Consider the following 24542-nt stretch of genomic DNA (forward strand, 5'->3'; position numbering starts at 1 on the left):
TGAGACTGCGGAAGCGGTCCGATCTATAGGCTGGAAATCGCGCGCAACGAATGATTTGCCGCACTCCGCACCTCAAGATCCACGTGCCCTGTAAGGAGGAGTGGCAAGACCTTAGGACTCTGCTTTGGTTTTGTTGCAGAGGGCTGCATGGAGACGCAGGAGGATCGCAGCGGGTGAGGCGCTGAATGACCAACTGTTTGGCCAGCGTGCGGAGAAAACTCCGAGGATCCCCCGCATGGTTCGGATCGATTGCACAGGGGGGCTCATCGCTCAGGGGACGACTGGGGCATACTCGCTCTCGCCATCGAAATATGTCCCAGGCGGCTTTCGATGGCATACGCCGCAGCAAGAACGGTGGTGTCGGAATAACGCGCACCGACCAATTGTAGCCCGACAGGGAGCCCTTGATCATCTAGTCCTGATGGAAGGGACGCTGCTGGTTGCTGAGTCAGGTTGAAGGGATAGGTGAAGGGGGTCCAGTCCACCCACCCCTTGAAACTATCATCTGGCTCATTTCGCCCGACTGGGAACGGGGCGATCGGCATTGTCGGTGTGACCAGGAAGTCATAGTCTTCGTGAAACTTCGCCATAAGAGCGGAAAGTTCGAACCGCATCGCCTCAGCTTCCTGAAATTCGGCAAGCGTGATCGTCAGACCGCGTTCGGCAGCTTCCAAAAAGCCGGGATCTACTAGTCGTCTTTGCTTGTTGTTCATTCGCGACACAATACGGGCGGCGCCGGCGAACCAAAATGTCTCAAATGGCTTGACGGGATCCGCGAATCCCGGATTGACTTCGACCACCTCGGCTCCAAGAGCCCGAAGCTGATCGACCGCAATATCGGTGACTCTTTGGATGTCGTGAGCCACCTTCACATACCCAAGGTCTCGACTGTAGCCGATGCGCAGACCCTTGAGGGTTTTTGCTAGATTGACCTCGAGGCCGGGATAGGTGGGTCCAGCGTAACCGTCGCGAGCATCCTTTCGCGCGATGACATTCATCATCAAGATTGCATCCGCGGCTGTGCGGGTCATCGGCCCCAAATGAGACAGTGTGGTCATGGCGCTAGCAGGCCATTGCGGGACGATGCCGAAGGTCGGCTTGAAGCCGAAGGTTCCTGTGAAGCTCGCTGGTATCCGAATTGATCCCCCACCGTCGCTACCCTGGTGAAGAAAGCCGAGGTTGAGGGCCGCCGCAACTGCGGCGCCGCCCGAGGAGCCGCCCGGCGTCAGCTCAGGATCCCAAGGGTTGCGAGTGATGCCATAGAGGGGGCTATCTGTCACACCTTTCCAGCCAAACTCCGGAGTGGTTGTCTTGCCGAGGATAACGCAGCCGGCCTCGCGAAGGCGCGCTGTCACGGGCGCGTCGTCTAACCAAGGACCCTCGGCGCTACTGGCCAGCGATCCACGCCTTGTCGGCCAGCCCCGCGTCAAGGTTAGATCCTTGATGGTAACCGGAATGCCATCGAGAACTCCGGCTGGCTCCCCCTTCATCCAGCGCCCCTCCGAAGCCCGCGCAACAGACCTAGCCCGCTGGTGATCGACGAGGCAAAATGCGTTCAGCGTCGGGTTGTTTGCATCGATCCGGCCAAGACAGTCATCAACGACTTCAACGGGCGAGAGCTGCCGCCTTCGGTATAGCTTCAGGCATTCGCATGCCGTCAGACCCTCAAGAGATGTTGGCACAGATGAACGACTCTTCATTTACAAGGTCCGCTATATTCAGTTTCTTCGGGCACAAAGTGCGAGCTATTGTTGATTCTGTGACCTTCCCGATCTTGTTGTGCTGCATTGACGTCGCCTATTGCATCTATATTTGGCTAAGCGGCAGCCCGCATCAATTCAGTTTGTGTATCATAGTCATCTCGCAACGATATGGCTGGAAGCCGTGAGTGCCGTGGCCCGCTTCATCGTCCCCCGGATGCGAATGGCCCGCATTTTCCAGTTATGTACATCAAGTTCAGCAAATTGGTTGGCGCTAATGCGGCGCAACCGATGAAGCAAGAAATGGGAGCAGTTCAGCGATCAAGCATCTTAAAGTATCGCCATTCTTGCCGCTGTCCTAAAGAGGGATTCGGCCATTGGGGACTTCTGATTTCTATTTCTGAAGTCCGAGCAACCGAGAAGTATGTGACATCAGCTTGCAGCTCCGGACGCGTATCGTTTGATCAGCCGACCTCAGTTCATGGTGCGGCGCGAACAACGCAGAAAGCGTTGAGCCCTATCACGTCACAAGGTTGGCCGGATCCTGTCCGCATGACCTCAAACTTGGACCTCTGGAAGCGCGCGGTGACTCGTTCGCCTAGATCGCCACCACGTGACGTATAGGGCTACCAACCAGATCACAGGGAGAAGGGTCAATAGCGACGCCACTGCGGCGACCGTCGGGTCGATCTGGTTCCGTATATTTTCCCACATCTTCAGCGGCAGGGTGTACATTGAGAATCCGCCGACAAATGAGGTGACGACGACCTCGTCAAAGGAGTGAATGAAGGCGAACACCGCGCCGCCAATGATGCCCGGCCGTATCAAGGGCAACGTCACCCTCATGAAGGTTTGCAGCGGCCCAGCCCGCATGCTCATTGCTGCCTGCTCTAGCGTACGGTCAAAATTTGCCAGTGTCGCCGACACTATCACGACGACATAGCCTATGGCGCCGATGCTGTGTGCCAGGACGATACCTGTCTTCGAGCCTATCAGTCCGAGATTGGCCAGCCCGAAGTAGGTCACTACGCCCACAACGATAACTGGAATGGTAATCGGCGTCAGGATCGCCATGGTCAGAGAGCTGCGCAACTGGGGGCGGGCGCGGCTGATGCCGTAGGCCGCGAGCGTGCCGACGACGGTCGAGAGGATGGCGACTGCAACGCCGATCTGAATGCTGGTCCAGGCAGCGCCGTACCAGGACGGATCGTCGAAGAAAGAACGGTACCACCGCAGCGAAAGACCCGAGGGTGGAAATTCCAGAACCGACCCGGCGCTGAACGACATGATGATCACGACGGCTTCGGGAAACAGCAGGTAGAACATGACCACAACGACGAACACCGGTCCAACGATCTTCGACCATTGGCTGTCGCCTCGGGCCTGATAGAGCTGGACCGTCCATCGCTTCGCACGTGAGGAAACGGGAAGTTCGCGGAGATAGCTTTTCATTGTGCCGAATGAGGGCAGCCGGCTTGGCCGAGACTTCCGCACTGCTTGTACCGCGCGCCCCTGGTTACCCGAAAGATCGAGCCCAAGCATGGAGAGCACGACCACGGCGATCGCCAGGAGAATGAAAGACGAGGCTGCAATGGGTGCCATATCAAAGCCGGTCGAGACCTGCGACGCGATGAAGGTTGACAGCATGGCATCTCGCAAGCCGCCGACGGCGGCCGGCGTGATGTAGAAGCCGAGGCAGATCACGAAGACCAACAGGGAGCCACTGCGCACGCCCGGCAAGCTGAGCGGAAAGAACACGCGCCAGAACGCAGTGAACGGGCCCGCGCCCATGCTGCGCGCTGCGGCCATCAGGGACCTGTCAATACCCATCATGACGCTGACCAGAGGCAGGATCATCATAGGCAGCATAATGTGCACCATGGCGATATAGACGGCCATACGGTTGTAGATGAGCGGCAGCGGGCTCGAGATTAGACCGAGTTCGAGCAAAAGATTGTTGATCAGGCCACCATCGCCAAGAATTATGATCCAGGCATACGTACGCGCCAATCCGCTGGTGAGATATGGGATAACGACCAGCACGATGAGCGCCATGCGCAAACGCTTGGAGGCAGTCACGATCAGATAGGCCGCGGGATAGCCGATGATGAGGCAAATCGCCGTGGCCACCAAGCTGATCTCGATCGTCTGGTACAGCACGCGGACATTCGCCGACCGGCCGAAAAATGCACGATAGTTGACCATCGAAAAGTCCGGCGCATTGAGGCTAGTCAGGAAGAGCTGAACGATCGGTATACCGAAAACGACGAGCAGGATGGCGAGTGCCGGCACGGTGAGTGCAATGGGCATTCGGCCAAATTTCTGAAGCATTTGCATTCGTCCATCTCCCGGGGGATTCACGCCGCTACGAAGCGAACGTCGGACCGCAGCCAGTCAAGCCGCACTGTGTCGCCGGGTTGGAAGATCTGCTGCCCCGAGGCGGCATGTTCGCGCGCGACAAGCACGGTGCTCCCGACGCGCACATGGTATTTCCGCAACGGTCCGGCATAGATCATGTCGTCGACAGTGCCGGTAACGGACTGGCACTGTCTCGCATCGGCCCTCTGCGGCGCCGCCGGCGCGGAGGCGCGGATACGCTCTGGCCTGATCATGGGCACGGTGCCCGACGGCTGCGCCGCATCGGATTCCACATAACAATCGAGATTTTCGAGAATGTTGGCCTCTCCGAGGAAATTCGCTACAAAGCGGGATGCCGGCCGATCGTAAAGGGCTTCCGGTGAATCGGTCTGTTCAATCCGCCCGGCACGCATGACAACGATGCGATCTGACAGTGTAAGCGCCTCCTCCTGGTCGTGCGTCACGCATATGGTGGTGATGTTGAACTCTTTGTGAAGGTTCTTCATTTCGATCTGCATCTGCTCGCGAAGGTTGCGGTCGAGAGCGCCGAGGGGCTCGTCGAGCAGGAGGAACGGCGGATCAGCGATGAGCGCACGGGCGAGCGCCACGCGCTGCTGTTGGCCGCCGCTCAGTTGCGACGGCATGCGACCGCCGAAGTCCTTGAGACGCACACGCTCAAGGATGCGATCGACCCGCTTTGCCCTGTCGGCCGTCTTGACGCCCCGCATTTCGAGCGGGAATTCCAGATTCCGACGTACCGTCAGGTGCGGAAACAGCGCATAGTTCTGGAAGACGATGCCTTGGTCGCGCCGATAGGATGGGACTGCGGCCACAGAATTTCCGGCGATCAGAATGTCGCCCTTACTGGCCGCTACGAACCCGGCAAGCAGCATGAGCGCCGTGGTCTTGCCCGAACCGCTCGGACCGAGAATGGTCAGGAATTCGCCCTGGCGTACCGTCAGTGACAAGTCTTGGACCGCGGTGACCTGCCCGTACATCTTGGTGACATTGCGAAATTCGATCTGGGCGGGAATTGAGGTCTGCTCCAATGCGTTATCCTCGATAGATGGGACGGACGCGGCGACATCGTGATGGTGGCTGCCAAGATCGATCGACGGATCGCCCGAAATGGAATCCTGAAAAACAAGGACGTCCGACATGGTCGGCTCGTTCAGAATATCACAGGTCGGCAAGGCGGCAAATTAGAGATTGCCCCTCGCCGACCAACTCACAGATCCGGATCTATCGCAAAACCCACTCGTTCCAGCGCTGCGCGAGCCTTTGCGTATTCGACAGCCCATCCGAGCCGACCTCGGCGTACCACCGACCGTTTATGGGGATGCTTTTCGCTACGTAGTCCGGATGTGTAGGCAGCTTACGGGCTACATCCTCCGGTATAAACTTAAAGGCGTTACGGTTGCTGGGACCTTCGGGGTAGAGTTTGCAGAAGGCCGCCTGGCGTTCACCCCGGGTGGCGAATTCAACGAACTTTTGAGCGTTTTGCGTATTGGGCCCCCCTTTCGGGATTACCCAATAGTCCCACGTTAGCTTGGCCTGACTGCGGTTGATTTCGATCGGCGAACCCTTATCAATCAACGAGATTGCCCGTCCGTCATAAGAATTCATGATATCGCCAGTTCCACCACTCATCAATTGCTGAATCTCGGACCCATTCGTCCACCACTTCCGGATATGCGGCTTTATCTTGTCCAGGCTGGCGAAGATCCGGTCGATATCCATCGGATAAAGTTTATCGAGATCGACGCCCTCCGCCATCAACGCCTCTTCCCAGGGCCCTTCGGATCCCAACTGACCCGACACAAGGAAGCGAGTACCGGGAAACTTTACGACGTCCCAGAACTCGGTCCAGTTGGTCGGTCGCTGCTTGTCAGCAGGGAACTTCTCTGTATTATAGATCATATTATAAGAATAGACAAGCGAGGCGACGCCGAACGTATCCCTGGCGAAATCATAGAATCCGTCAAGCTCTTCCTTCTTATAGATCGAGTAGTCGATCTTCTCGAGGTACCCTTTATCACTTGCAGGAAACACCGCGCCTGGATTAAGTGGACTTGCGTCGATCGTGACGTTGTTTGCTTTCATCATCAGCTCAAGCTTCGCGAAATCGAGATCTTGGGTGATTGGAGTTACGTTGATACCAGTCTCGGCTGCGAACGGTTTCACATACGCTTCAATTTGTGCCTTTCCGACTTCGCCACCGTTGACCAAGACTCGGAGTTCTGCAGAGGATTGCGCCATAGCTCGGGTAGTGACAGAAGATAGCGCGCCTACAGCGATAGCGGACGACGTCGCCTGGATAAAACGTCTGCGGTTTAAACGGTGCTTCATTGCTTCCTCCCAGTTGATCCTTTGGCCACGAGAGCCCCGGATTCCGCGATACGACGAGATTTACTTCCCGACACGTGCCAAGAGGCGAAATCGGTCAGCATTACAGGAAAATTGTGGAGAAACGCCGACCGGACAGCTCTGTAACTTCATTGAACATCCATCGCCCGGCGCCTTCCGTCAAATGCTGATTGTATATCGGAGGCATCTAGAACCGATATGTCCTTCAACGTGCCTGATACGTCCGGAGCCGCCGTTCGTCAGCCGCGTGCATAGCCAAATCAGCGGCGATGTCATACGGTATCGATGCGGACACTTGCCGACGTCATTTTGCGAACGGGTTCGCATGGCCTGCAACAAATTTCGTTCGAGTGGTCGAGTGAACCTACCGGCGCGACAGCGGTGTTGCTAGGCTAGTTCAGCAGCAGAATCTTCTCACGCCTCCGGCCACTTCTCACGATCATAGCCACTACTTGCCTACCCACCGAAACGGCGTGCTGTTCTGCCTGGTAACATCGACACTCAAATCAACTTTCAGCGTTTGAGAGGTCTCGCTATGATAGCCACCTCTTCATTAACGCTGACATGTGCTCCCGATTTGATAGTGCAGACAATTGATGTTGAAGGCGCGCAGATATCGATGGACTGGGCCGACACTGAATCCATTGGGTGCAACTTCCCGATTATGTCTCCCTGCTGCACTTTTTGCAGCACCGAGCATCGAGGTTCGAAGATGCCCGTGTCTGGTGATGTTACCTTGTCCGACAATAACGTTTCAAGTGTTTGACTAAGCTTCTGCTGACGGTAGGTCGGAATGTCTACTGTTCCCTTGATCAGGCCAAGCGTGATCAAACCGTTGCGCACGCCAGTCTCATAGATTTTCAGATCCTCGAAACCAACGGTGCCACCACCAAATTCAGTACAAATGAATACCTTGCCCTGGCGATGCACCCAACTGTCGAACATACCAGCGGTCTCATTATGCTCCCAAAGCAAGGTTACTGGCAATTTGAAGGACTCTCCCAGACGGAGTGTCTTGGCCATTAGATCGGCATCAGCAATAGGATGCGTAATAACCGCAGGCGCAGAATCCCACGTTGGTCCCATGCTATGCAGATCAAATATGATATCGGCCTCTGGCACCAACATTCGACAAACCGCATCTGCAATACGTTCGCTTACCGAGCCATCAGCGCGTCCCGGAAACATCCGGTTTAGGTTTGAGCCGTCGATCGGGGTGTTTCGGCCCCATGCGCGCACGGCCGGCGGATTTAGCACCGGTACGACGAGAATTCTTCCGCAAGTTTGGACTTCGGGCAGCCACTCGATAAGCCGCCGAGCGACTATTGGCCCCTCCAATTCATTGCCGTGATTTCCCCCAGTAATTAGAAGGCGTGGTCCCTCGCCTCTATTGAGGCTGAAGACCGGGATCGAAAGAGCTTCGCAGTCGGCACCCCTGGGAACAACGAGATGTCCCGTGCTCAAGCCAGGCGCGTCGATATTGAACGTTAGGTGCGGTGCTTCGCTCATTGTTCGGCTTTCTTCGAAACCACTCTTGCCAGACCCTTTCGCTGCATCCTGCAATCAGGAGTGGAGCGACCCGGGACTATCTTCCGTCGCGGATACTGAGGTCAAATTCAGTTTGCTGATCGTCGACATCTCGTTTTGATATGACTCGGAACCGGCATGGCTGCTTCGTCTGCTTTGGCTCGAGGAATGGCTCCGGAACGACGCGAAGGCCGGCTGAAGCCGCAAGTTCTCGTCACACTCGCCACCTATCCCCCGGCTCCGTTACCTTGATGAAGATGCTAAGATTGAGGACCGCTGCTACTGCAGCACCGCCAGAGGAGCCCCAGCCGTCAGGTCATTATTCCATGGAGCGCAGAGGGCTGTTTGTAACCTTTCCAACCCAAACTCCGCATTGGCTATCTTCCCGAGGATAACTGCACGCCTCGCGACCGCGCTGCGACTGGCGCGTCGTGGGCGCAATGCACAGCCTCCCAATTTTCGGGGTACTAAGGTGGGAACATCGCGACACGCAAACGCAATAGCTGCGGTTGATAGCGCGGCTGGGACCACAAGATCACACGCCTTCGCGCGTCAACATCACGCGACGAAGGCGAGCGTCTACGGTGTCGTGGATCGTCGGCCATATGACGAGAGAGCACTGAACTCAAAATGCAGGGATCCCTTTTATAGATACCAATTTGACACAGATGTGCAGTCTGCCCGGTTTTCAAGATTCCAATCGAAGTACAGAGACTTCCGCAGTGTTACAGCTACTCGGCGCCGCTGCCAAAAATCACGCGCGATAAAGGGTATGCGGTGTATCGCTAAGTATTTCGACGCCGCTCTCTGTAACTAAGACATGCTCGCTGGTTCCAAGCAGATAGCCGCCCTCTCCGCACAGGATGATTGGCATATGCAAGGTCATTCCGGCCTGGAGGACATCGGTCGCATCCGGCTCCAAGCTCAGATTGCCGCGCTCTGTCCAATTGATGCCTGTCTGGTACCCAACCCGGTGGTTAAGGACCTTCGGACGTTGAGATCGCTCAATCACCTTTCGCCCGGCAGCATCCACCTCGCCTGCGGTTGCCCCCGGCTTGATCGCGGCTATCACTGCTTCGAGGGCTTCCACTGATAGGGCGTGCAAGGATTCGGTCTCGGGATGCCGACCAAGCACGGCGCACCGGACAAGTCCTGCGGAGTAGCCCTGTTTGAGACCGCCGAGTTCCATGAATGCGGGCTCATCGTTTCTGATCGGATGGTCCATCGGGCTGCCGTGTGACAGCTTCGTTCGCTCGCCGAACAACAGAGTCGTGACAGGCGCCTGAAGCACGCCGCCGGCTTTTCTTACATCCAGGTCGATCTTCGCTGACACTTCCGCTTCGGTGACGCCTTCCCGCAGTGAGTTTTGAAACGTGCGCACGGCCACGTCCGTCAGCACCATCGCGGCGCGCATGGCTTCGAGCTCGAGCTCTGTCTTTACCGCCGCTACCAACGCGACCAGACGAGTCGCGTCGGCGATCTTCATATCGGGAAGTTGCGTATGGACCCGACTCACGTCGGCCGGCGCGAGATTCCAGCAACCTAGCTCAAAGCCTACGCTTTTGTTCTGCAATCCATACCGCCGAAGGACATCGGCGCACACTTTGGGAAAGTCGTTCTGCTCGGTATAGGTAACGATCTCGGCAACGCAACTCTCAGCACGAACGGCGCCCAATTCATACTCCCGGATGACAAGCGTCGGCGTCCGCCCCGGCACGAGGATCAGCGGGAAGGGCGCGAAATAGGCGCCACGCCCGTTGTACCCGGTGAGATACTGCAGATGGCCATGGGCTGTAACGAGGAGTGCGTCGAGGTTGGCGCGCGCTACCGCTTCAAGGACCTTTTGCTGCCGGCGCTCATACTCTGATTTCGGGAAGGGCATCCCCGTTAGAGGAATCGCTGAGATAGTCATGGTATTCCTAACTCCTTTTTCAACCGTCGTATTGTACCGTCAATCAGTGAGGCGCACGACCGAACGGTTTGATTTCGTTTTTGATCCAGCCACTAACGAGAGGCCATGAGCGAAAAGTTGCGGCCTTACTGAAAAGCGACCGAACAACTGCGAATAAACACCTTACGGATACGGCCCTCTTGACGTCCTTTCCGCAGATTTTGACATTCATGGAGGCATTCACGTGGAGTCCTGCGGGTGTTCCCTCGAGCCGCATCCGTTTCCAGTCGCTGCGCCCACGTACTCACCGGCGCGGTCACGGAATCGCACGATGACGTCATCCAGTGGTACGGCCATCGCTCGCTCTAGGTTCGTCCAATAAATTTCGGCACTAGCGAGTAGCTCCTCGCTCTGGTCAGGCGCTCGCTCCGCCTTCCAGTATCGGATCAACGCGAGCATGGTGAGCCGCGCGAGAGCCGCAACTGGCAAAAGTGGAAGTTCCGACTCGTTTATCGGCCGGCTTTGCTCGTATCCAGCGACAAAGGCAAAGGCATCCTGCCACGGGTGATCCTGCGTGCGGCCGATCAGGTGCGCGACAGTATTCGCAGGGTCAAAGATTACCGCGCTGTGGACAGTGTCACCAAAGTCAAGGATGGCCTTAACAAAGTCATCGCTGGACGGATCCACCACGACATTGTTGGAAGCATAGTCCCCGTGAATCACTTGCATTTCAAGACCGGGCAGCCTCGGCAGCACGATGTCTTCGAAGAGCGTGAAGACCCCTTGAGCCAGCAGTCGGTGCTCGGGGTCAGGCACGTACTCAACAAGTCCCGCCCAATGGGGAAAGTGCCTTATGTCGTAAACTAAGCTACGCGCGGCAGCTGGATGACCAAATAATCGCAGTGCAATGTTTAATCGCCCGAGCATGCCTCCGACCTTGGTCAACTGCTCAAAGTTGGCATCCATTTGCTCCCATAACAGGCCCTCGACAAAGCAGAAGACGCTGAGTGTTCGACAAGTGCCATCCCCCAAGTCGACTGGAACGCTATCCCTTCGGTCAAGGGTTGGCTTGATCCGCTGGACCGGCAGAGCGTGAGCGGCGTCATCAAGATAACGCATCGCCGCAATCTGCAACGCCGTAACGGGTTCAGGCTCGTCAGACGGTGACACCTTTACGAGGTATTTGCGCGCATCGGCTTTGAGCCTGAACGTATGGCCCTTTTCACTGCCCAATCGTTCAGTCTGTCCGGTGAGCCCATAGTGCCTTTCAAGCATGTTGTTCAGCAACAACGGGTCGATAGATTCGCTTGATGAAAGCAGGCTGCTCTCCTCCAGGAGCCGTTGGAGCATTGCGTCAGGTAATTTGTTCATGTCGCTAGAGCCTTCTAGAGCCGCTGTTTCGCTACGATGGCAAAGGTCTCAAGGAATCGAGACACATCGGCAGCGGTGAAAGCGACTGGAGGACGAACTTTCAACACGTTACCCGAGGGGCCGGTCCGGCTGATAAGAACTCGACGATCGCGAAGGTCCTTGATAATGCTTTCGCAACGAAGGGGATCCGGCTCGAGTGTCTCTCTGTCCTTGACGATCTCGACACCAAGGTACAGCCCGCTGCCTCGGATTTCCGCAACGTAAGGAGAGTCCCGCGCCAGCGTTTCGAGCCCTGACTGCAAGGTCGCTCCGTTCACGGCAACGCGTTCACGCACATTCTCCTGCTCGAACACATCGAGCACTGCGGTCGCCGCGGCTATAGAAAGCGATCGGCCGCCCAATGTGTTGAAGTAACTGACCTTCTGTCCGAATTCGTCAGATACCTCCGGGCGGAAGACGACGCCAGAGATGGGGAAACCGTTCCCAATCGCCTTGCCCATCGTGACGATATCAGGAACTACCCCGTGCCGACTGAACCCCCACATCGAATCTCCGAGCTGAGCGAACCCTGATTGAACCTCGTCAGCGATGTGAAGGCCACCAGCGGCATGAACTTCGTTGACCATTGCCTGCAGGAAGCCCACAGGGTGAGTAAAAATGCCGTCTGAGGTGAACGCGGAATCGGCAACTAAGGCTGCTAGCCTGTATCCATGCCGTTCGAGATCAACAATTGCGGAACGCACTTGATCCCGCATATAATTCTCAAGGGATTGTTGGGGTTCGCAGAACCTGGGGTCAGGAGCGGCAATAAGTCGGACGTTTGGTCCCAGCGGAGATCCTGTGCCCAGCATTGGGGAAAAACTGGCGACCTCACGAGTGCGACCGTGAAACGCCCAGCGCGTAACTATGATACCTTCGCCGCCCGTATGGTACCTCGCGACCCGAACTGCGAGATCATTTGCTTCAGATCCAGTGCAGGGCAAGCTTAGTTTCGAAAGTTCGGCTGGGAATGTTGCAAGTAGCCGCTCGGCATAGGCCACCAGCGCTTCCTGGGGGTAGCGTGTATCTGTGTTGATCGCTGCAATCTGGCGGGAGACGGCGTCCGCTACATGCCTGTGCGCGTGGCCGACGCCCTGCACGTTGTTAAACGCGTCGAGATAGTCATTGCCGTCGCTGTCTATCAGGTGGGCACCAAAACTCGAGACAAACTCCACCGGAATAGTCTCGGAAAACTGGTAGCCCGGCCCGAGCACCATATTCCGGCGTCGGATAATGTCGTGGAGTCGTTCAGGCAGATCGCTCATATCATTCGCATCGATCCGCGTGGGTTGCCGCGCGCTACGGAAAAGCATGCGTTCATTTGGAATTCCTAGAGCTGCATCCAGTGCCATGTCCTCGATCGGCAGTAGATAGCCGGCGGCCGCGCGCGTCCAATTCAGTTTGCAGATTGGTGTCTTCTCGCGACGAGATCGGCATGCGGGGCGGTGGCTGAAGCACCAGCAGGCATCAAGCACTGCGCGAGTCGGCCGCGATGCGCCCGGCGCCATTCGCCAGCGCGCTGCGCATAATACCCGGCGACCGTCTGTCACCCTACAATGCCCCCCCCATTCCGCGGGCAAGGCTAGGCTACGGTTATTTGCGGGCTCAACCACACCCCTAGTGAGATGGGCGAATCCTCAGGTTGCGTGAGGACGCCGTGTTTGCTTCAGGCAACCCGGCGGTTCGGCCGGACTATGATAAAAGGATCGCCAGGATGAGGACCATTTCCGAAGAACAAAAAGAGCGGCCGTCCTAATAGTAAGTTTGGAGCCATCTCAAAACGCGATGGTATTGTCCGCAACATTATATTGGCGAACCCAATGCCAGGTGGCTCATATTTCGTGGGCTAGCGGATCGAACTCCGCCAGTCAAAAGCCGTCCGACAGAAATCAAGTGAGTGAAGTGCAGATCAAAGACGGGCTCCTCGCGTCGGGCAACGGCGCATTCTTCTATGACGATCAAACGGCCGTCAGGTCTGGCGCAAACCAGGACGGGATCTATGTCGGCGCACCGCTGTGCGCGGCGGCCGCAGTCGCCAACATTCAAGTCCTTAAGGAAAGAAACATCTTGGAACATGTCCAGGAAGTCGGGCCCTATTGGCTTACCCGCATGAGAGCCGAACTGGAGGCCATTGTCGGCGAAGTTCGCGGCGCTGGAATCCTGTCTGGCGAAGAGATGACGCGGGATCCCAAAGCGCGCGTATCTTTTGAGCCCGAGCTGCAGGTCGGCGCGCGTCCCGCCGCTTCTCTGTTTGAGCACGGGGTCATCGGCCGAGCCATACCGCATGGCGATATCCTTGGCTTTGCCCCCCCTCTGATCATCACCCGGGACGAAATCGACATCATTGTCGACGCGACCGCGAAATCGGTCGATACGACTTACCGTGCGCTAAAGGCCGAGGCTGCGATGTGACCATGGCCGCACATTAATGAGTAGGAGTAGAAGCGATGCACACCGATGCAATTGTACAGTATCTTCACAACCACCAAAACGACATTGTAGATAGACTTTGCGCTTTCTTGCGCCTGCCAAGTGTAAGCACGGACCCAGCTTTCACAGGAGGGATGCGCGACGCGCAAACGTTTCTGGTGACCTGGCTCAAAAGCATGGGCTTGAGCGATGTCCAGCTTCTCGATGGCGGAGGCCATCCCGCTGTCTATGGTGCTTGGAATGGTGCGCCCGGAAAACCTACGTTGCTCATCTATGGACACTATGATGTACAGCCTCCCGACCCGCTGGACGCTTGGGTGACTCCACCTTTCGAACCAACGATCCGAGACGGACGGCTCTATGCACGCGGTGCATCTGACGACAAAGGCTCGACTGCAATCGCCCTAGAAACTATCGCTGCTTTTCTCAACGTCCGAGGCGCCTGCCCTGTGAACGTAAAAGTCTTTTTGGAAGGGGAAGAGGAAATCAATAGTCCCAGTTTGCGTGCGATTGTGGAACTGTACAGCGACTTGCTGCAGGCTGATGGAATGATATCCACTGATGACTCGCGAGTGCATTCCGAAATCCCGACGATTAATGTCGGCTTGCGCGGAATTGTGGAGTTTGAGATTTCGATCAAAACCGCCGACAAGGACCTTCATTCTGGTCTCTACGGTGGCGCGGTTCGGAACGCCGCACACGAGATGGCGAGGATCATTGCTTCGTTACATGACGAGAGTGGCGCGATAGCGGTCCCGGGATTGGTGCCGCCCATATCTTCCGTCCCCGTCCACGTACGAGCTGAGACGGCCAGATTTCCCTTCGACGAGGTCACTTTCGTCAAAGACGTTGGGGCGTGCGTCCAAGGAGAACCCGGCTTCTCGATACGTGAGCAGCTGACGCTTCGACCGGCTTTGGACATAAACGGAATGTGGGGAGGTTACATCGGATCCGGCAGCAAAACAGTGATCCCAAGAACTGCCAACGCTAAGCTGTCCTTGAGAACCGTGCCGGGACAGGACCCCGATCAAGTTTCAAACGCGCTTAAGGCTCATCTGCGTGCTGTTTGCCCGCCGGGCGTTGAGCTCTCGATCGATGACCCGGGAACCGGGTGTCGCGCCTTCAACCTGCCTACCGGACACCCCCTTCTGCTTGCCGCTAAAAGAGTCTTGTCCGAGGCGCACGGCCAAGAGCCAGTGCTTGTCCGTCTGGGCGCGTCCATACCCGTCACCGCGGTATTCGAAGAGCTGCTCGGAATTCAGACGCTTATGTTCGGCTTTGCCCTCTATGATGAAGATATTCATGCACCCAACGAATTCTTTCGGTTGGCCTCGTTAGCGGAAGGCCTATCTGCGTGGCCAAGGCTACTAGAGCAAGTCGGCGAGCTCAGCGTCGATGAGTTTCGATCGATGGCTGCGGCGGCCGCATCCGATACCCAAGTGAAGCATGCGGCCTTGATGACGTGAACCATCCATTGGAGAGCCTGGCTTGGCATGTCTCTAGGATTAAGCGATCGGGTCGGCCGAGAATCCCTCCACCAACTACTCGTGTGGAGAAAAGCTTGACCTTTAGAAGAAGGGACTGTTCTGCGGCAGTCGTTTCAATGGCGACCTGCTTTTGAGGCAAACATCGCTCTTCGTTGACCGAAAGTGGCGAGTATCAAGCAGACCGAATTGAACATTAACTAGCAGCTCCAGCGGCAGGAGCAGCAGCGTGCCGGGGACGGTTAGATGGTTTTCGAGAAGGATAGCTTTGAGGAGGTCCGCCGATCCTTTCAGTGGTCTATTCCTGAGCGGTTCAATATCGGCGTCGACATCTGCGACAAGTGGGCTGAAGCAGACCCAACTCGTCTCGCGATAGTTGACGTCGATCCGGCTAGTTTTACGCGCGAATACACATTTGCCGACCTGCGTACGATGTCGAACAGATTAGCCAATGCACTTTCTGGGCATGGCGTTGGCCGACAGGTGGGTGAAACGGGCGACCGAGTGGGTGTGTTGCTTCCTCAACGTGTCGAGACTGCGGTAGCCCATATCGCCGTGACCAAACTCGGATGTGTGTCGATACCACTTTTCACCCTGTTCGGTCCGGAGGCGCTCGAGCACCGACTTCGCGACTCAGGCGCGAGGGTAGTCATTACCGACCGTGCCGGCGCCGAACGTGTCGCAAGCATCCGGTCTCGCGTGCCTTCGATAGAACTCGTCGTCTGCGTGGACGGCCGGGGGGACGGCGACGAAGTCTCATTCCAAGAGATGTGTTCTGAGCAGTCGGACATGTTTATCCCCGTCGACACTCACTCCGATGACCCGGCGATCCTCATCTATACGTCTGGAACAACCGGCAATCCCAAGGGTGCGCTACATGCTCATCGCGTCCTGTTGGGACATCTGCCCGGTGTGGAGATAAGTCATAACTTTCTGCCGAAGCCCGGCGACCGCTTCTGGACACCTGCCGATTGGGCGTGGATTGGGGGACTGCTCGACGTACTGATGCCTGCGCTTCATCATGGTATTCCGGTCGTCGCCTGCCGCTTTTCGAAGTTCACGACCGAGGCGGCGATCACTCTGATCCGCTCGCAGAGGATCAGAAACGTATTCCTCCCACCTACCGCCCTGAAGATGCTGAAACTCAAGCCTGCTGAGGAATGCTCAGGGCTCGACCTCCGTTCCGTCGCCAGCGGGGGAGAGACGTTGGGAGCCGAGCTGATCCAGTGGGGCAAGGACGCGTTAGGCGTGACGATCAACGAATTCTACGGCCAGACAGAATGCAACATGATCGTCTCGTCTTGTGCGGCCCTGGAGCCGCCCGCACTAGGATCTATGGGACGGCCGGTCCCTGGACATGATGTCGACGTCTTTGATCCGGTATCGGGACTGAGACAGCCTGCAGGCGTGGAGGGGGCTATTGCGGCACTCGCTCCCGACCCCGTCATGTTCCTAGGGTACTGGAACAACCCGGATGCCACTCGGGAGAAGTTCATTCATGGACCCGAGGGTCGATGGCTGGTTACCGGAGACCGAGGTGTCAGGGACAATGATGGACGTTTGCGCTTTGTCGGACGAGACGACGATGTCATCGGCTCCGCAGGGTATCGGATCGGTCCCGCTGAGATCGAAGATTGCTTGCTCGGTCACCCGTCAGTGCGTCTGGCCGGTGCGGTCGGCAAGCCGGATGAAATCAGGGGTTCCGTCGTGGCGGCGTACGTCGTCCTGCGCGAAGGATTCAGTCCTTCGCAAAACCTTGCAGAGGACATCGCGGCACACGTGAAATCGCGCCTCGCCGCGCATGAATATCCGCGGGTCGTCAGGTTCATAGACGAGATGCCGATGACCACCACCGGCAAGATCATCCGGGGAGAGCTCAGGAAGATGGCGCAGGAAGAAGCCGCTCTCGAAGCACGATCCAGGCAGAAAGATTAAACGGGGACGCTACTTTGTCAGACCAACCAGTGCTCGTCGAAAAACGGCGGGACATCACTCTCATATCCTTGAACCGGCCCGAACGTCGGAATGCCGTCGATGGCAAGCTGAGCCGCGCTCTGCGAGAAGCGTTCGACCACTTCGACGCGGACCCGTCAGCGTCGGTTGCTGTCATCAAGGGTCAGGGTGCCGCGTTCTGCTCAGGGATGGACTTGAAAGCGTTCCTTGACGGCGAGGCGGACGACATTCTGTTTGGGGAAGGACGTCTCGGAGGACTGGTCAGTCGAAATCTGACGAAGCCTCTCGTCGCCGCTGTCCACGGAGTGGCGGTGGCAGGAGGTTTTGAATTGATGTTGGCCTGTGACCTCGTCGTTTCTGCGGACACATGCAGGTTCGGGCTTCCTGAGGCGAAGCGAGGTCTGGTTGCGGGTGCCGGAGGAGCCTTCCGGCTCGGGGAAATACTCCCGCCAGTCATTGCCGCGGAAATCCTTCTGACTGGTGAATTGTTCGGCGCGCAGCGGGCCTACGAACTTGGCCTCGTCAATCGGATCGTTCCCGAGTCCGAAGTATTAGAAACTGCGTTGATGATAGCCAGAGCAATTGCACTGAATGCCCCGATGTCCCGGAAGGCAAGCCTCGATCTGGCGAGGGCGTCGTTGGCGACTGGCCGTAGCCTGCGATGGGCGATGAACGACGACTTATTGAAGACTCTCATCGCTTCAGAAGACGCAGTCGAAGGAGCCGCAGCCTTCAATGAAAAGCGTCTCCCGGTGTGGCGTGGCGTCTGACCCAATACAGTATTCCGGAGAGCCAGGTGCCAGTCATCCGCAGTTCGATCTCAACTTCTTCTGACCCGTTCCGAGCCAACGCGGATCGCATGCGGAGCCTGATCTCCGATATCAGCGAAAAGGCCAAGTCGATCAGCCTTGGTGGCCCTGAAGACGCGCGCCAGCGCCTGTCAATGACCGCGGAATCGGGACCCTGTTTTTTCGCGCAAAAGGGACCCCGGCTTTCGGTGTCGAGAGGCACGCCGGTAAGCGCCCGATCAGGCGAAGCTGGTCGGGGTTGCACAGCCTGATCGGGCGCGACTGATTGGCTTTCGGACTTCAGCTTTGAGAGCGGCTCTTGAAGCGCCAGGATTCGTTGCCAGTCTCGGCGATCTCGCAGTGATGGGTTAGGCGGTCGAGCAGCGCGGTTGTCATCTTGGCGTCGCCGAAGACGCTCGGCCATTCCCCGAAGGCGAGATTGGTGGTGATGATGACGCTGGTGCGTTCGTAAAGCTTTGAGACCAGATGGAAGAGCAACTGCCCGCCGGCCTGGGCGAAGGGAAGATAGCCGAGTTCATCGAAGACGACGAAGTCGAGCCGGGTAAGGTGATCGGCAATGCGGCCCTGCCGGCCGGCACGGGTCTCGGTCTCGAGCCTGTTGACGAGGTCGACAACGTTGAAGAAGCGCCCGCGTGCGCCGTTGCGGATGAGAGAACGGGCAATGGCGATCGCCAGATGCGACTTGCCGGTGCCTGTCCCGCCGACCAGGACGACGTTGCGCTGATCGGCAACGAAAGCACCGCCGGCGAGATCGCGGATCAGAGGTTCGTTGACCGGCGTGCCGGCAAAATCGAAGTCCTCGATATCCTTGGCCAGCGGAAGCTTGGCGACGGTGAGTTGGTATTTGATGGAGCGGGCCTGCTTCTCCGATATCTCGGCCTGCAACAGATCGCCGACGATCCTGGGCGGCTCGTGCTGCCGCTTAATGGCAACGCCCATGATCTCGTCATAGGCCGCGCGCATCCCGAAGAGTTTCAGCGCCCCCATCAGTTCCAGTACTTCGGTGCGTTCCATGGCTGTTCGTCCTCCTGAGGCTGTCATAGCGGGCGCAGTCGGCGATCGGCTCGTGAGCCAGCTTCAGCGCCTGGGGAATGGAAAGGATCGTGCCCGGCGCCGGATCGCGGCTGCGGGCAGGATGTTGAGGATCACCGCCGCCGACGAGACGCCGTGCTCGATGGCTTCCTGGCAGGCGGCCTCGACCGCGCTCAATCCGTCAGTCAGCACGCAGGTGAGGATCGACACCATCTGCCGGTCCCCGTCATCAACCGCCTTGAGCTTGCGGCGCACCTTCTCCATTGCCGACGGCAGGACCCAGCCAAGGAACGGCGCGCCGTTGCGCAATCCGCCCGGCTTGCGGGCCAGCACCGGCACGTAGTGCCAGGGATCGTAGATGACCTCGTTGCGGCCGAAGCAGCGGGCATGCTCGCCCACGACCACACCGTCCTGGCGGATAATGATCCGGTCGGCATAAGCATGGATCTCGACCGGCCGGCCGACGGCACTCGACAGCACGGAGTATTTATTGTTGTCGAAGCGCACCGTGCAGGTCTTCGACACCGACGCGGGAATGCAATGGAAGCCGTCGAAGCGACCGGCATAGGGAATGAAGCTGGCGCGCTCTTCTTCGAATACCTCCCAGACCGTGCGCTCGCCCTGTTCGGGATGCCGATGCGCCTTGGCATAGGCAACGCATTTGTCGGCCAGCCAGCCGTTGAGATCCTCCAGCGTCTTGAAGCGCAGCCTCGGTGTGAAGAAGCGCTCGCGCACCAGCCCGACCTGGTTCTCGACTTGCCCCTTCTCCCAGCCGGCCGCTGGCGTGCAGGCCTCCGGCTCGACAAGGTAATGCCCGCACATCTGCGCAAAGCGGCGGTTGTAGCGGCGATCCCTGCCGATGAAGATCGCGTCTACCGCCGTCTTCATGTTGTCGTAGATGCCGCGCGTGCAGGCGCCGCAGAAGAAGCTGAACGCCCGGTCATGGGCATCGAACACCATCTCCTGCGTTTCGCGCGGATAGGCCCGCACGAAGAACATACGGCTGTGGCAAAGCCGCATGTGCGCCACCTTCACCGTTACCGTCACGCCGTCGAGCAGAACGATCTCGTGGCTCCAGTCGAACTGGTAGGCCTCGCCCGGCGCAAAGCTCAACGGAATGTAGGCTTCGGCCGCGGCGCTGCCGCGATCCGCCTCCCAACTCTGAGCATGCCGCCACACCGAACTGTAGCTGCCGTCATAACCGAGGCCGCGAAGCTCCTCAAAGATGCGGATCAGTGTCAGCCGCTCCCGCTGAGACTTGGCCGCATTCGCCGACAGCAGCCGATCCAGCTCGTCACGCCAGGCGCCCATCCGGGGATAAGGCTGATGCTTGCGCTCGTAGCGGAACTCTGTCTCGTCCGATCGCAGCACCTTGCGCACCACCTTCCGGGAGATCTTCAGCTCCCGGCAGATCGCCTTGATCGACTTTCCCTGCACCAGCGACAGCCGGCGTATCTTTGCAATCGTCTCCACAACCAACATCCAAAACACAAATGCCGCCGATCAAACCGGAGGCATCTTGATGACCCCATCGTTAAGGGGTCCCGTTTGGACGAAAATCACCCCTCAAACAGGGTCCTCATTCCATGAAAAATCACACTCGAATCTTCTGCCGCCCTATTGCATCACCGGATTGAGCGGCGCACCGGGATTCGGTCGCGCTTCTGGGCAACGGACGAAGACACGCTGTCTGGTCTTGCCGCGCATGCCGGCGACATGGCGCTGGCAAATGCGGGCATCAACCGGAGCGACATCGGCCTGCTGTTGCTCGCCACCTCGACACCCGATCACCTCCTGCCGCCCAGCGCGCCGCTGGTCGCACATCGGCTGGGACTGAACCGCGCCGGTGCGATCGACCTGACCGGCGCCTGCGCCGGCTTCATCTATGCGCTGATGTTCGCCGACGGCTTCTCTCGCATGCATGGCAAGGCGAGCCTTGTCATTGCCGCCAACATCCTCAGCCGCCGCATCAATCCGGCTGAGCGCGCTTCTTCGCCCGCGCGATCCACCGGATTGCACTCGGTATCCCGACCCCGAACCGCGCCGCCGCCTGCCGTGCGGACATGCCAACCGTCGAAGCCTTCAAGACCCGAGATCGAAGATCGTCGCTCAGTGCCCTCATCAAAGTGGACGTTGAATCAGCCAAACAGTCCGGCGTCACATCACAATCGATTCATCGATCCCCGGACCTGCTCTAGACGATAGGTGCCTAGCAATTCTGCACGCGACTGTCGTTAGTCGCCACGCCAGATCGGCCTGCGCTTGGCTTTGTACGCAGCAGCACCCTCTAACGCGTCATTTGATCGAATGAGCTCGCGTAATAACTCGTCATTAAGTGTCCAAAGCGAATTTCGGGCTTTTTCGCTCTGAGCTTTCAACAGAGCGAGGCTCGCCCGCACTGAAAGGGGTGCATTTTGAGCGATGGAATCAGCCAGACTCATCGCAGCCTCCAATAGGAAATGTTCCGGCACCACCCGATTGACAAGACCAAGCTGATATGCCCGGGGAGCCTCAAAGAGGAGGCCGGTAAGGAGTATCTCGTTGGCAAGTGCAGGCGGCAAGGTCTCACCCAGCCGAAGCGCCCCACCAGCGCCTGCCACTAGACCGCGCTTTGCTTCAGGTAAGCCAAACTTACAGTTTTCAGTCGACACTACTAGATCGCAGGCCAGCATGAGTTCAAATCCGCCGGCGATCGCTGCACCCTGAACAGCGGCTAAAAGAGGTTTCGTTCGTGCCCGGCTTACCAACCCACCCAAATGCCCGTCTCCAAACAGTATTTCTTCCGCTTCCCCATCGACGAACGCTTGAAGGTCCATTCCTGAACAGAAAACAGGCCCTTCACCGCGAAGAATGCCAACCGCAAGATGGTCGTCACTCTCGAACCGATCCACTGCAATACACAGCTGTTTGCTAGTTCGCTCATCAATTGCATTTCGCCGATCCGGACGGTTTATCGCTATGATAGCGATGTTGTCACGGGTCTCGAAGGAAACTGGCTCGTTCGACAATTCAAAAAATCCTCCAAGTTGCCTTTCACGTAGCCTTGCGACTTCGCCGCACAGGCTGCAGCCGTTTCTGCCGCCGCCTCATCGGCGGGCCATCTTGCCCAACGCGCTTCCGATGAGGCCTCGCACGCTCAGTTTCCTGCGCGACTGGTCGTCGAGCTGCTCGCCGATCCTAATGGTGCGCTTGCGCACGGTCGCATGCTTCTCGGTCAGTTCAATGGGCGGAAACTCGGCCAGCACCTTCGCGGCCTGCCGCTAGGACAAGGTGCCGACCATGCCCGGACAACACCGACACAGCATCCAGCACGGATTGTGAAAATCCAAGTCGCCGAAGACCGTTCTGATTCGACGCATTGTGTAGTCGAGCAAACCCGAGGGAAAGGGGCATATGTCTCCGCCTCGTGGTTCACGACCGGGCTCTGAAGCGCCGCCGTCACCGTTGTTGGCATCAGTTTTGTTTCGGCGCCATATCCAGCGCTGCCTTGTCACGGCGCGCATTGATGCAACCTTGTTCGTGATGATCTGGACGACGTCTTCGCCGCGAGCCTCGATCGGTTTTTCGCTCGCTTCCACCTCAAAGCCTCTGTAACGTTGGCTAAGCTAGACCCGGTCTCGTACTGCATCTGGTGCCCCTCCATCAGATCAATGTCGTGCTTCATGAGAGAGTCGGCTGTCGCAAAAGTACTCTCACGGCTCCACCCCGATTTCCGAAGTATGCGATAGCATCCGCAACAGTTCGTTTCGGGTCAGCCAAACGAGCCAATCGTCGTCCTCTATTCCCTGCGCAGGCAAGCGCAGGACTGATCCGTGCGGCTCTCGATGCAGATAGCCGTAGCGATTGACCACACGCTTTTCGATGCCCCAGCCGGGAACGAGCCCGTAAATGAAATCCGGCGACCATCTAGCCCATGCTAATCCAAATGCCAGGCGACTAATAATGATCAAAAGACCGCGGCCTCTAAAGTCCTCCCGCAGCCACATGTCGCCATGATATGCTACCAAGCCGGTTATTTTGCGAGCATTCGGCGCGTAGCAGCTACACGAGGAATCGAGCCCGGCTTGGAGGTTGGGATGTGAGAAGAAGGCTCTGAGCGACCCAAGGTGTTCAGCAAGGTTTGTGTTCGATAGAACGTCTAAACGCATTCCCTGGACATGCGCTACCCTTCCTTCCTGGTCCCGCCCGACGATCCAAAAAACCTTTCCTGGCGGAAGATCAGAACAGTCTGGCCGGAAGAAGGGATAGGTCGGCGACTTTCCGGGAAGCCTGCTGGTAATCCGAACATACTCTTCAAAATCGTCGCCCATTGTAATGTGGAGGCCGGACTTGCGGCACAGCTCATCTGCAGCGCAGATGTACTTGGAAACCGCTAGCGTTGTCACGTTTCTCGGCATGCCGATCCTCCTGATCAGTTCTGAAACAATTCTACAGGTCACAGGCAAGTACCGACACTACGGCATCTGGTAGTTGACTCATTGGCTCATGCCTCACGAAATCGCCCCTACCTAGTGAATGAAACTAGAAATTTGTGCGCCCGCGGGCGCACAAGTGTGACAGGCACCAGGCTAGAGCGGGATGACTTTAGGTTGGGCATACCCGGCCTCGATGAAGTAATTCCTGCATTCGATTGAATTGACGGTGCCGAGGATTTGTCCGATGGCATTGCAGACTGCATCGATGGTTCGCCTGGCCGCCTTGCCCAGCCAATGCTTGAGCTTTGCAAAGAGCTTCTCGATGGGGTTCAGGTCGGGCGAGTATTTCGGCAGGAGAAACAGCTTGGCGCCGGCCGAGCGGATGGCGCGGCGCACGGCCTTGCTCTTGTGCGAGCCGAGATTGTCCATGACGACGATGTCGCCGGGCTTGAGGGTTGGGACGAGAACCTTGTCGACATAGAGCTGGAACCGCTCGCCGTTGATTGGTCCGTCGATGAGCCATGGCGCATCGACATGGTCGTGGCGTAGCGCCGCCAAGAAGGTCATGGTCTTCCAATGGCCGTGCGGTACCTTGGCTTTGATCCTCTCGCCGCGCGGTGCCCATCCCCTGAGCGGCGCCATGTTTGTCTTGGTCCAGGTCTCGTCGATGAACACCAGGCGGGAAGGATCGATGCGGTCCTGATACTTTGCCCACTGAGCCCGCCTGTGCGCCACATCGGGGCGATCCTGCTCAGCCGCGATCAGCGTCTTTTTTTGTGACTGAGCTTCTCGGCGTGGACGAACTCCCATACCGAGCGGTAATCGACCTTCAGGCCGCGCTCGGCCAGTTCGGCCACCAGTCCGCGTAGCGTGAAATCAGCGGCCCGGCAGCGCGCCAGAAGCCAGTCCCGATGCTCACCGGCAATCTTCTTCGGCCTGTGCCCACCCATCTTGCCGGGCGCAAGGCTGCTCGTTTCGCGCAAGCGGCTTACCCATCTGATGACGGTACTGATACCAACCCCAAAGCGCACTGCCGCCTGCCGCCGCGACAGCCCCTCCCGCTCAACCGACGCAACAACCCGTTCGCGAAGATCCATCGAATAAGGCTTGCCCATCCATGCTGGCCTCCTTGCCCAGCCAGCATGTTGAATCTGGAGGGTTCTGTG

General features: G+C 57.9%; 17 protein-coding genes and 3 pseudogenes. 5 read left to right on the plus strand and 15 right to left on the minus strand.

The features are described from left to right. Nucleotides 1-263: 263 nt before the first annotated feature. The 8 genes from FCU66_RS26830 to FCU66_RS26865 all read right to left on the minus strand — a co-directional run bounded on the left by FCU66_RS26830 (nt 264) and on the right by FCU66_RS26865 (nt 12605). The gene (locus tag FCU66_RS26830) at nt 264-1700 is read right to left on the minus strand and encodes an amidase (RefSeq protein WP_136617843.1); all 1437 of its coding nucleotides are present in this window, start codon (nt 1698-1700) and stop codon (nt 264-266) included. Between the two features lie 558 nt (nt 1701-2258). Then, entirely contained in the window at nt 2259-4037 is a 1779-nt protein-coding gene (locus FCU66_RS26835) for an ABC transporter permease subunit (protein WP_136617842.1), read from the minus strand. 20 nt (nt 4038-4057) lie between these two features. Further along, a complete protein-coding gene (locus FCU66_RS26840; RefSeq protein ID WP_246094030.1) occupies nt 4058-5056 on the minus strand; it encodes an ABC transporter ATP-binding protein in 999 nt (332 codons plus the stop codon). Between the two features lie 244 nt (nt 5057-5300). Continuing rightward, a complete protein-coding gene (locus FCU66_RS26845; RefSeq protein WP_136617841.1) occupies nt 5301-6407 on the minus strand; it encodes an ABC transporter substrate-binding protein in 1107 nt (368 codons plus the stop codon). 531 nt (nt 6408-6938) lie between these two features. Continuing rightward, nucleotides 6939-7934: a succinylglutamate desuccinylase/aspartoacylase family protein gene (locus tag FCU66_RS26850; protein ID WP_136617840.1), complete on the minus strand. Its 996-nt coding sequence runs from the start codon at nt 7932-7934 to the stop codon at nt 6939-6941. A gap of 772 nt (nt 7935-8706) precedes the next feature. Further along, nucleotides 8707-9864, minus strand: coding sequence for a M24 family metallopeptidase (locus tag FCU66_RS26855; protein ID WP_168991862.1), 1158 nt, complete (start codon nt 9862-9864; stop codon nt 8707-8709). 219 nt (nt 9865-10083) lie between these two features. Next, nucleotides 10084-11214 carry a phosphotransferase gene (locus FCU66_RS26860; protein WP_136617839.1) on the minus strand — a complete coding sequence of 377 codons (1131 nt, stop codon included), beginning with the start codon at nt 11212-11214 and terminating at the stop codon, nt 10084-10086. A gap of 14 nt (nt 11215-11228) precedes the next feature. After that, nucleotides 11229-12605, minus strand: coding sequence for an aspartate aminotransferase family protein (locus FCU66_RS26865; protein ID WP_246094022.1), 1377 nt, complete (start codon nt 12603-12605; stop codon nt 11229-11231). Nucleotides 12606-13146: 541 nt separating this feature from the next. Between FCU66_RS26865 and FCU66_RS26870 the strand changes: the two genes are divergently transcribed. The 4 genes from FCU66_RS26870 to FCU66_RS26885 all read left to right on the plus strand — a co-directional run bounded on the left by FCU66_RS26870 (nt 13147) and on the right by FCU66_RS26885 (nt 17890). Continuing rightward, a complete protein-coding gene (locus tag FCU66_RS26870; RefSeq protein WP_246094023.1) occupies nt 13147-13665 on the plus strand; it encodes an aminotransferase class III-fold pyridoxal phosphate-dependent enzyme in 519 nt (172 codons plus the stop codon). Nucleotides 13666-13700: 35 nt separating this feature from the next. Then, nucleotides 13701-15149: a dipeptidase gene (locus FCU66_RS26875; protein WP_136617838.1), complete on the plus strand. Its 1449-nt coding sequence runs from the start codon at nt 13701-13703 to the stop codon at nt 15147-15149. A 264-nt stretch (nt 15150-15413) separates the two neighbouring features. Further along, nucleotides 15414-17102, plus strand: a complete 1689-nt coding sequence (locus tag FCU66_RS26880) for an AMP-binding protein (protein ID WP_136617837.1) — start codon at nt 15414-15416, stop codon at nt 17100-17102. A gap of 29 nt (nt 17103-17131) precedes the next feature. Beyond that, nucleotides 17132-17890 carry an enoyl-CoA hydratase-related protein gene (locus tag FCU66_RS26885; protein WP_246094024.1) on the plus strand — a complete coding sequence of 253 codons (759 nt, stop codon included), beginning with the start codon at nt 17132-17134 and terminating at the stop codon, nt 17888-17890. 318 nt (nt 17891-18208) lie between these two features. Here FCU66_RS26885 and istB read toward each other — a convergent pair whose 3' ends face one another. Both istB and istA read right to left on the minus strand, forming a co-directional pair. Then, nucleotides 18209-18943 carry an IS21-like element helper ATPase IstB gene (gene istB / locus FCU66_RS26895; protein ID WP_136617834.1) on the minus strand — a complete coding sequence of 245 codons (735 nt, stop codon included), beginning with the start codon at nt 18941-18943 and terminating at the stop codon, nt 18209-18211. Continuing rightward, a pseudogene (istA, locus tag FCU66_RS26900) lies at nt 18876-20443 on the minus strand (IS21 family transposase). Before istA ends, istB begins: the two are co-directional and overlap by 68 nt. Before the next feature lie 150 nt (nt 20444-20593). On the opposite strand from istA, the pseudogene FCU66_RS26905 reads away from it, so the two are divergent. Next, nucleotides 20594-20956: pseudogene (locus FCU66_RS26905) on the plus strand (3-oxoacyl-ACP synthase); the annotation flags it as partial. Here the strand turns inward: FCU66_RS26905 and FCU66_RS26910 are convergent. The 5 genes and pseudogenes from FCU66_RS26910 to FCU66_RS26925 all read right to left on the minus strand — a co-directional run. Continuing rightward, nucleotides 20949-21086 (minus strand): annotated as a pseudogene (locus tag FCU66_RS26910) (IS630 family transposase); the annotation flags it as partial. The pseudogenes FCU66_RS26905 and FCU66_RS26910 sit on opposite strands and share 8 nt — an antisense overlap. Before the next feature lie 109 nt (nt 21087-21195). Continuing rightward, on the minus strand, nt 21196-21969 hold the full coding sequence (locus tag FCU66_RS26915; protein ID WP_168991860.1) for an enoyl-CoA hydratase-related protein: 774 nt from the start codon (nt 21967-21969) through the stop codon (nt 21196-21198). 78 nt (nt 21970-22047) lie between these two features. Continuing rightward, the gene (locus tag FCU66_RS41320) at nt 22048-22206 is read right to left on the minus strand and encodes a hypothetical protein (RefSeq protein ID WP_168991859.1); all 159 of its coding nucleotides are present in this window, start codon (nt 22204-22206) and stop codon (nt 22048-22050) included. Nucleotides 22207-22653: 447 nt separating this feature from the next. Then, on the minus strand, nt 22654-23358 hold the full coding sequence (locus FCU66_RS26920) for a hypothetical protein (RefSeq protein WP_136617832.1): 705 nt from the start codon (nt 23356-23358) through the stop codon (nt 22654-22656). 171 nt (nt 23359-23529) lie between these two features. Then, nucleotides 23530-24491, minus strand: a protein-coding gene (locus tag FCU66_RS26925; protein ID WP_425462870.1) for an IS630 family transposase whose coding sequence is annotated in 2 segments (ribosomal slippage) — nt 23530-24150 and nt 24153-24491 — 960 coding nt in all. Because the reading frame shifts where the segments join, the coding sequence is not laid out codon by codon here. Nucleotides 24492-24542 lie beyond the last annotated feature (51 nt).

The sequence above is a fragment of the Mesorhizobium norvegicum genome (assembly GCF_004919685.1).
GTDB lineage: Bacteria > Pseudomonadota > Alphaproteobacteria > Rhizobiales > Rhizobiaceae > Mesorhizobium > Mesorhizobium norvegicum.

Excerpts from the sequence above, each read along its gene's own strand:
- FCU66_RS26830 (WP_136617843.1), bottom strand. The coding sequence starts at position 1,700 with ATGAAGAGTCGTTCATCTGTGCCAACATCTCTTGAGGGTCTGACGGCA.
- FCU66_RS26835 (WP_136617842.1), bottom strand. The coding sequence starts at position 4,037 with ATGCAAATGCTTCAGAAATTTGGCCGAATGCCCATTGCACTCACCGTG.
- FCU66_RS26840 (WP_246094030.1), bottom strand. The coding sequence starts at position 5,056 with ATGTACGGGCAGGTCACCGCGGTCCAAGACTTGTCACTGACGGTACGC.
- FCU66_RS26845 (WP_136617841.1), bottom strand. The coding sequence starts at position 6,407 with ATGAAGCACCGTTTAAACCGCAGACGTTTTATCCAGGCGACGTCGTCC.
- FCU66_RS26850 (WP_136617840.1), bottom strand. The coding sequence starts at position 7,934 with ATGAGCGAAGCACCGCACCTAACGTTCAATATCGACGCGCCTGGCTTG.
- FCU66_RS26855 (WP_168991862.1), bottom strand. The coding sequence starts at position 9,864 with ATGACTATCTCAGCGATTCCTCTAACGGGGATGCCCTTCCCGAAATCA.
- FCU66_RS26860 (WP_136617839.1), bottom strand. The coding sequence starts at position 11,214 with ATGAACAAATTACCTGACGCAATGCTCCAACGGCTCCTGGAGGAGAGC.
- FCU66_RS26865 (WP_246094022.1), bottom strand. The coding sequence starts at position 12,605 with ATGGCACTGGATGCAGCTCTAGGAATTCCAAATGAACGCATGCTTTTC.
- FCU66_RS26875 (WP_136617838.1), top strand. The coding sequence starts at position 13,701 with ATGCACACCGATGCAATTGTACAGTATCTTCACAACCACCAAAACGAC.
- FCU66_RS26880 (WP_136617837.1), top strand. The coding sequence starts at position 15,414 with ATGGTTTTCGAGAAGGATAGCTTTGAGGAGGTCCGCCGATCCTTTCAG.
- istB (WP_136617834.1), bottom strand. The coding sequence starts at position 18,943 with ATGGAACGCACCGAAGTACTGGAACTGATGGGGGCGCTGAAACTCTTC.
- FCU66_RS26920 (WP_136617832.1), bottom strand. The coding sequence starts at position 23,358 with ATGCCGAGAAACGTGACAACGCTAGCGGTTTCCAAGTACATCTGCGCT.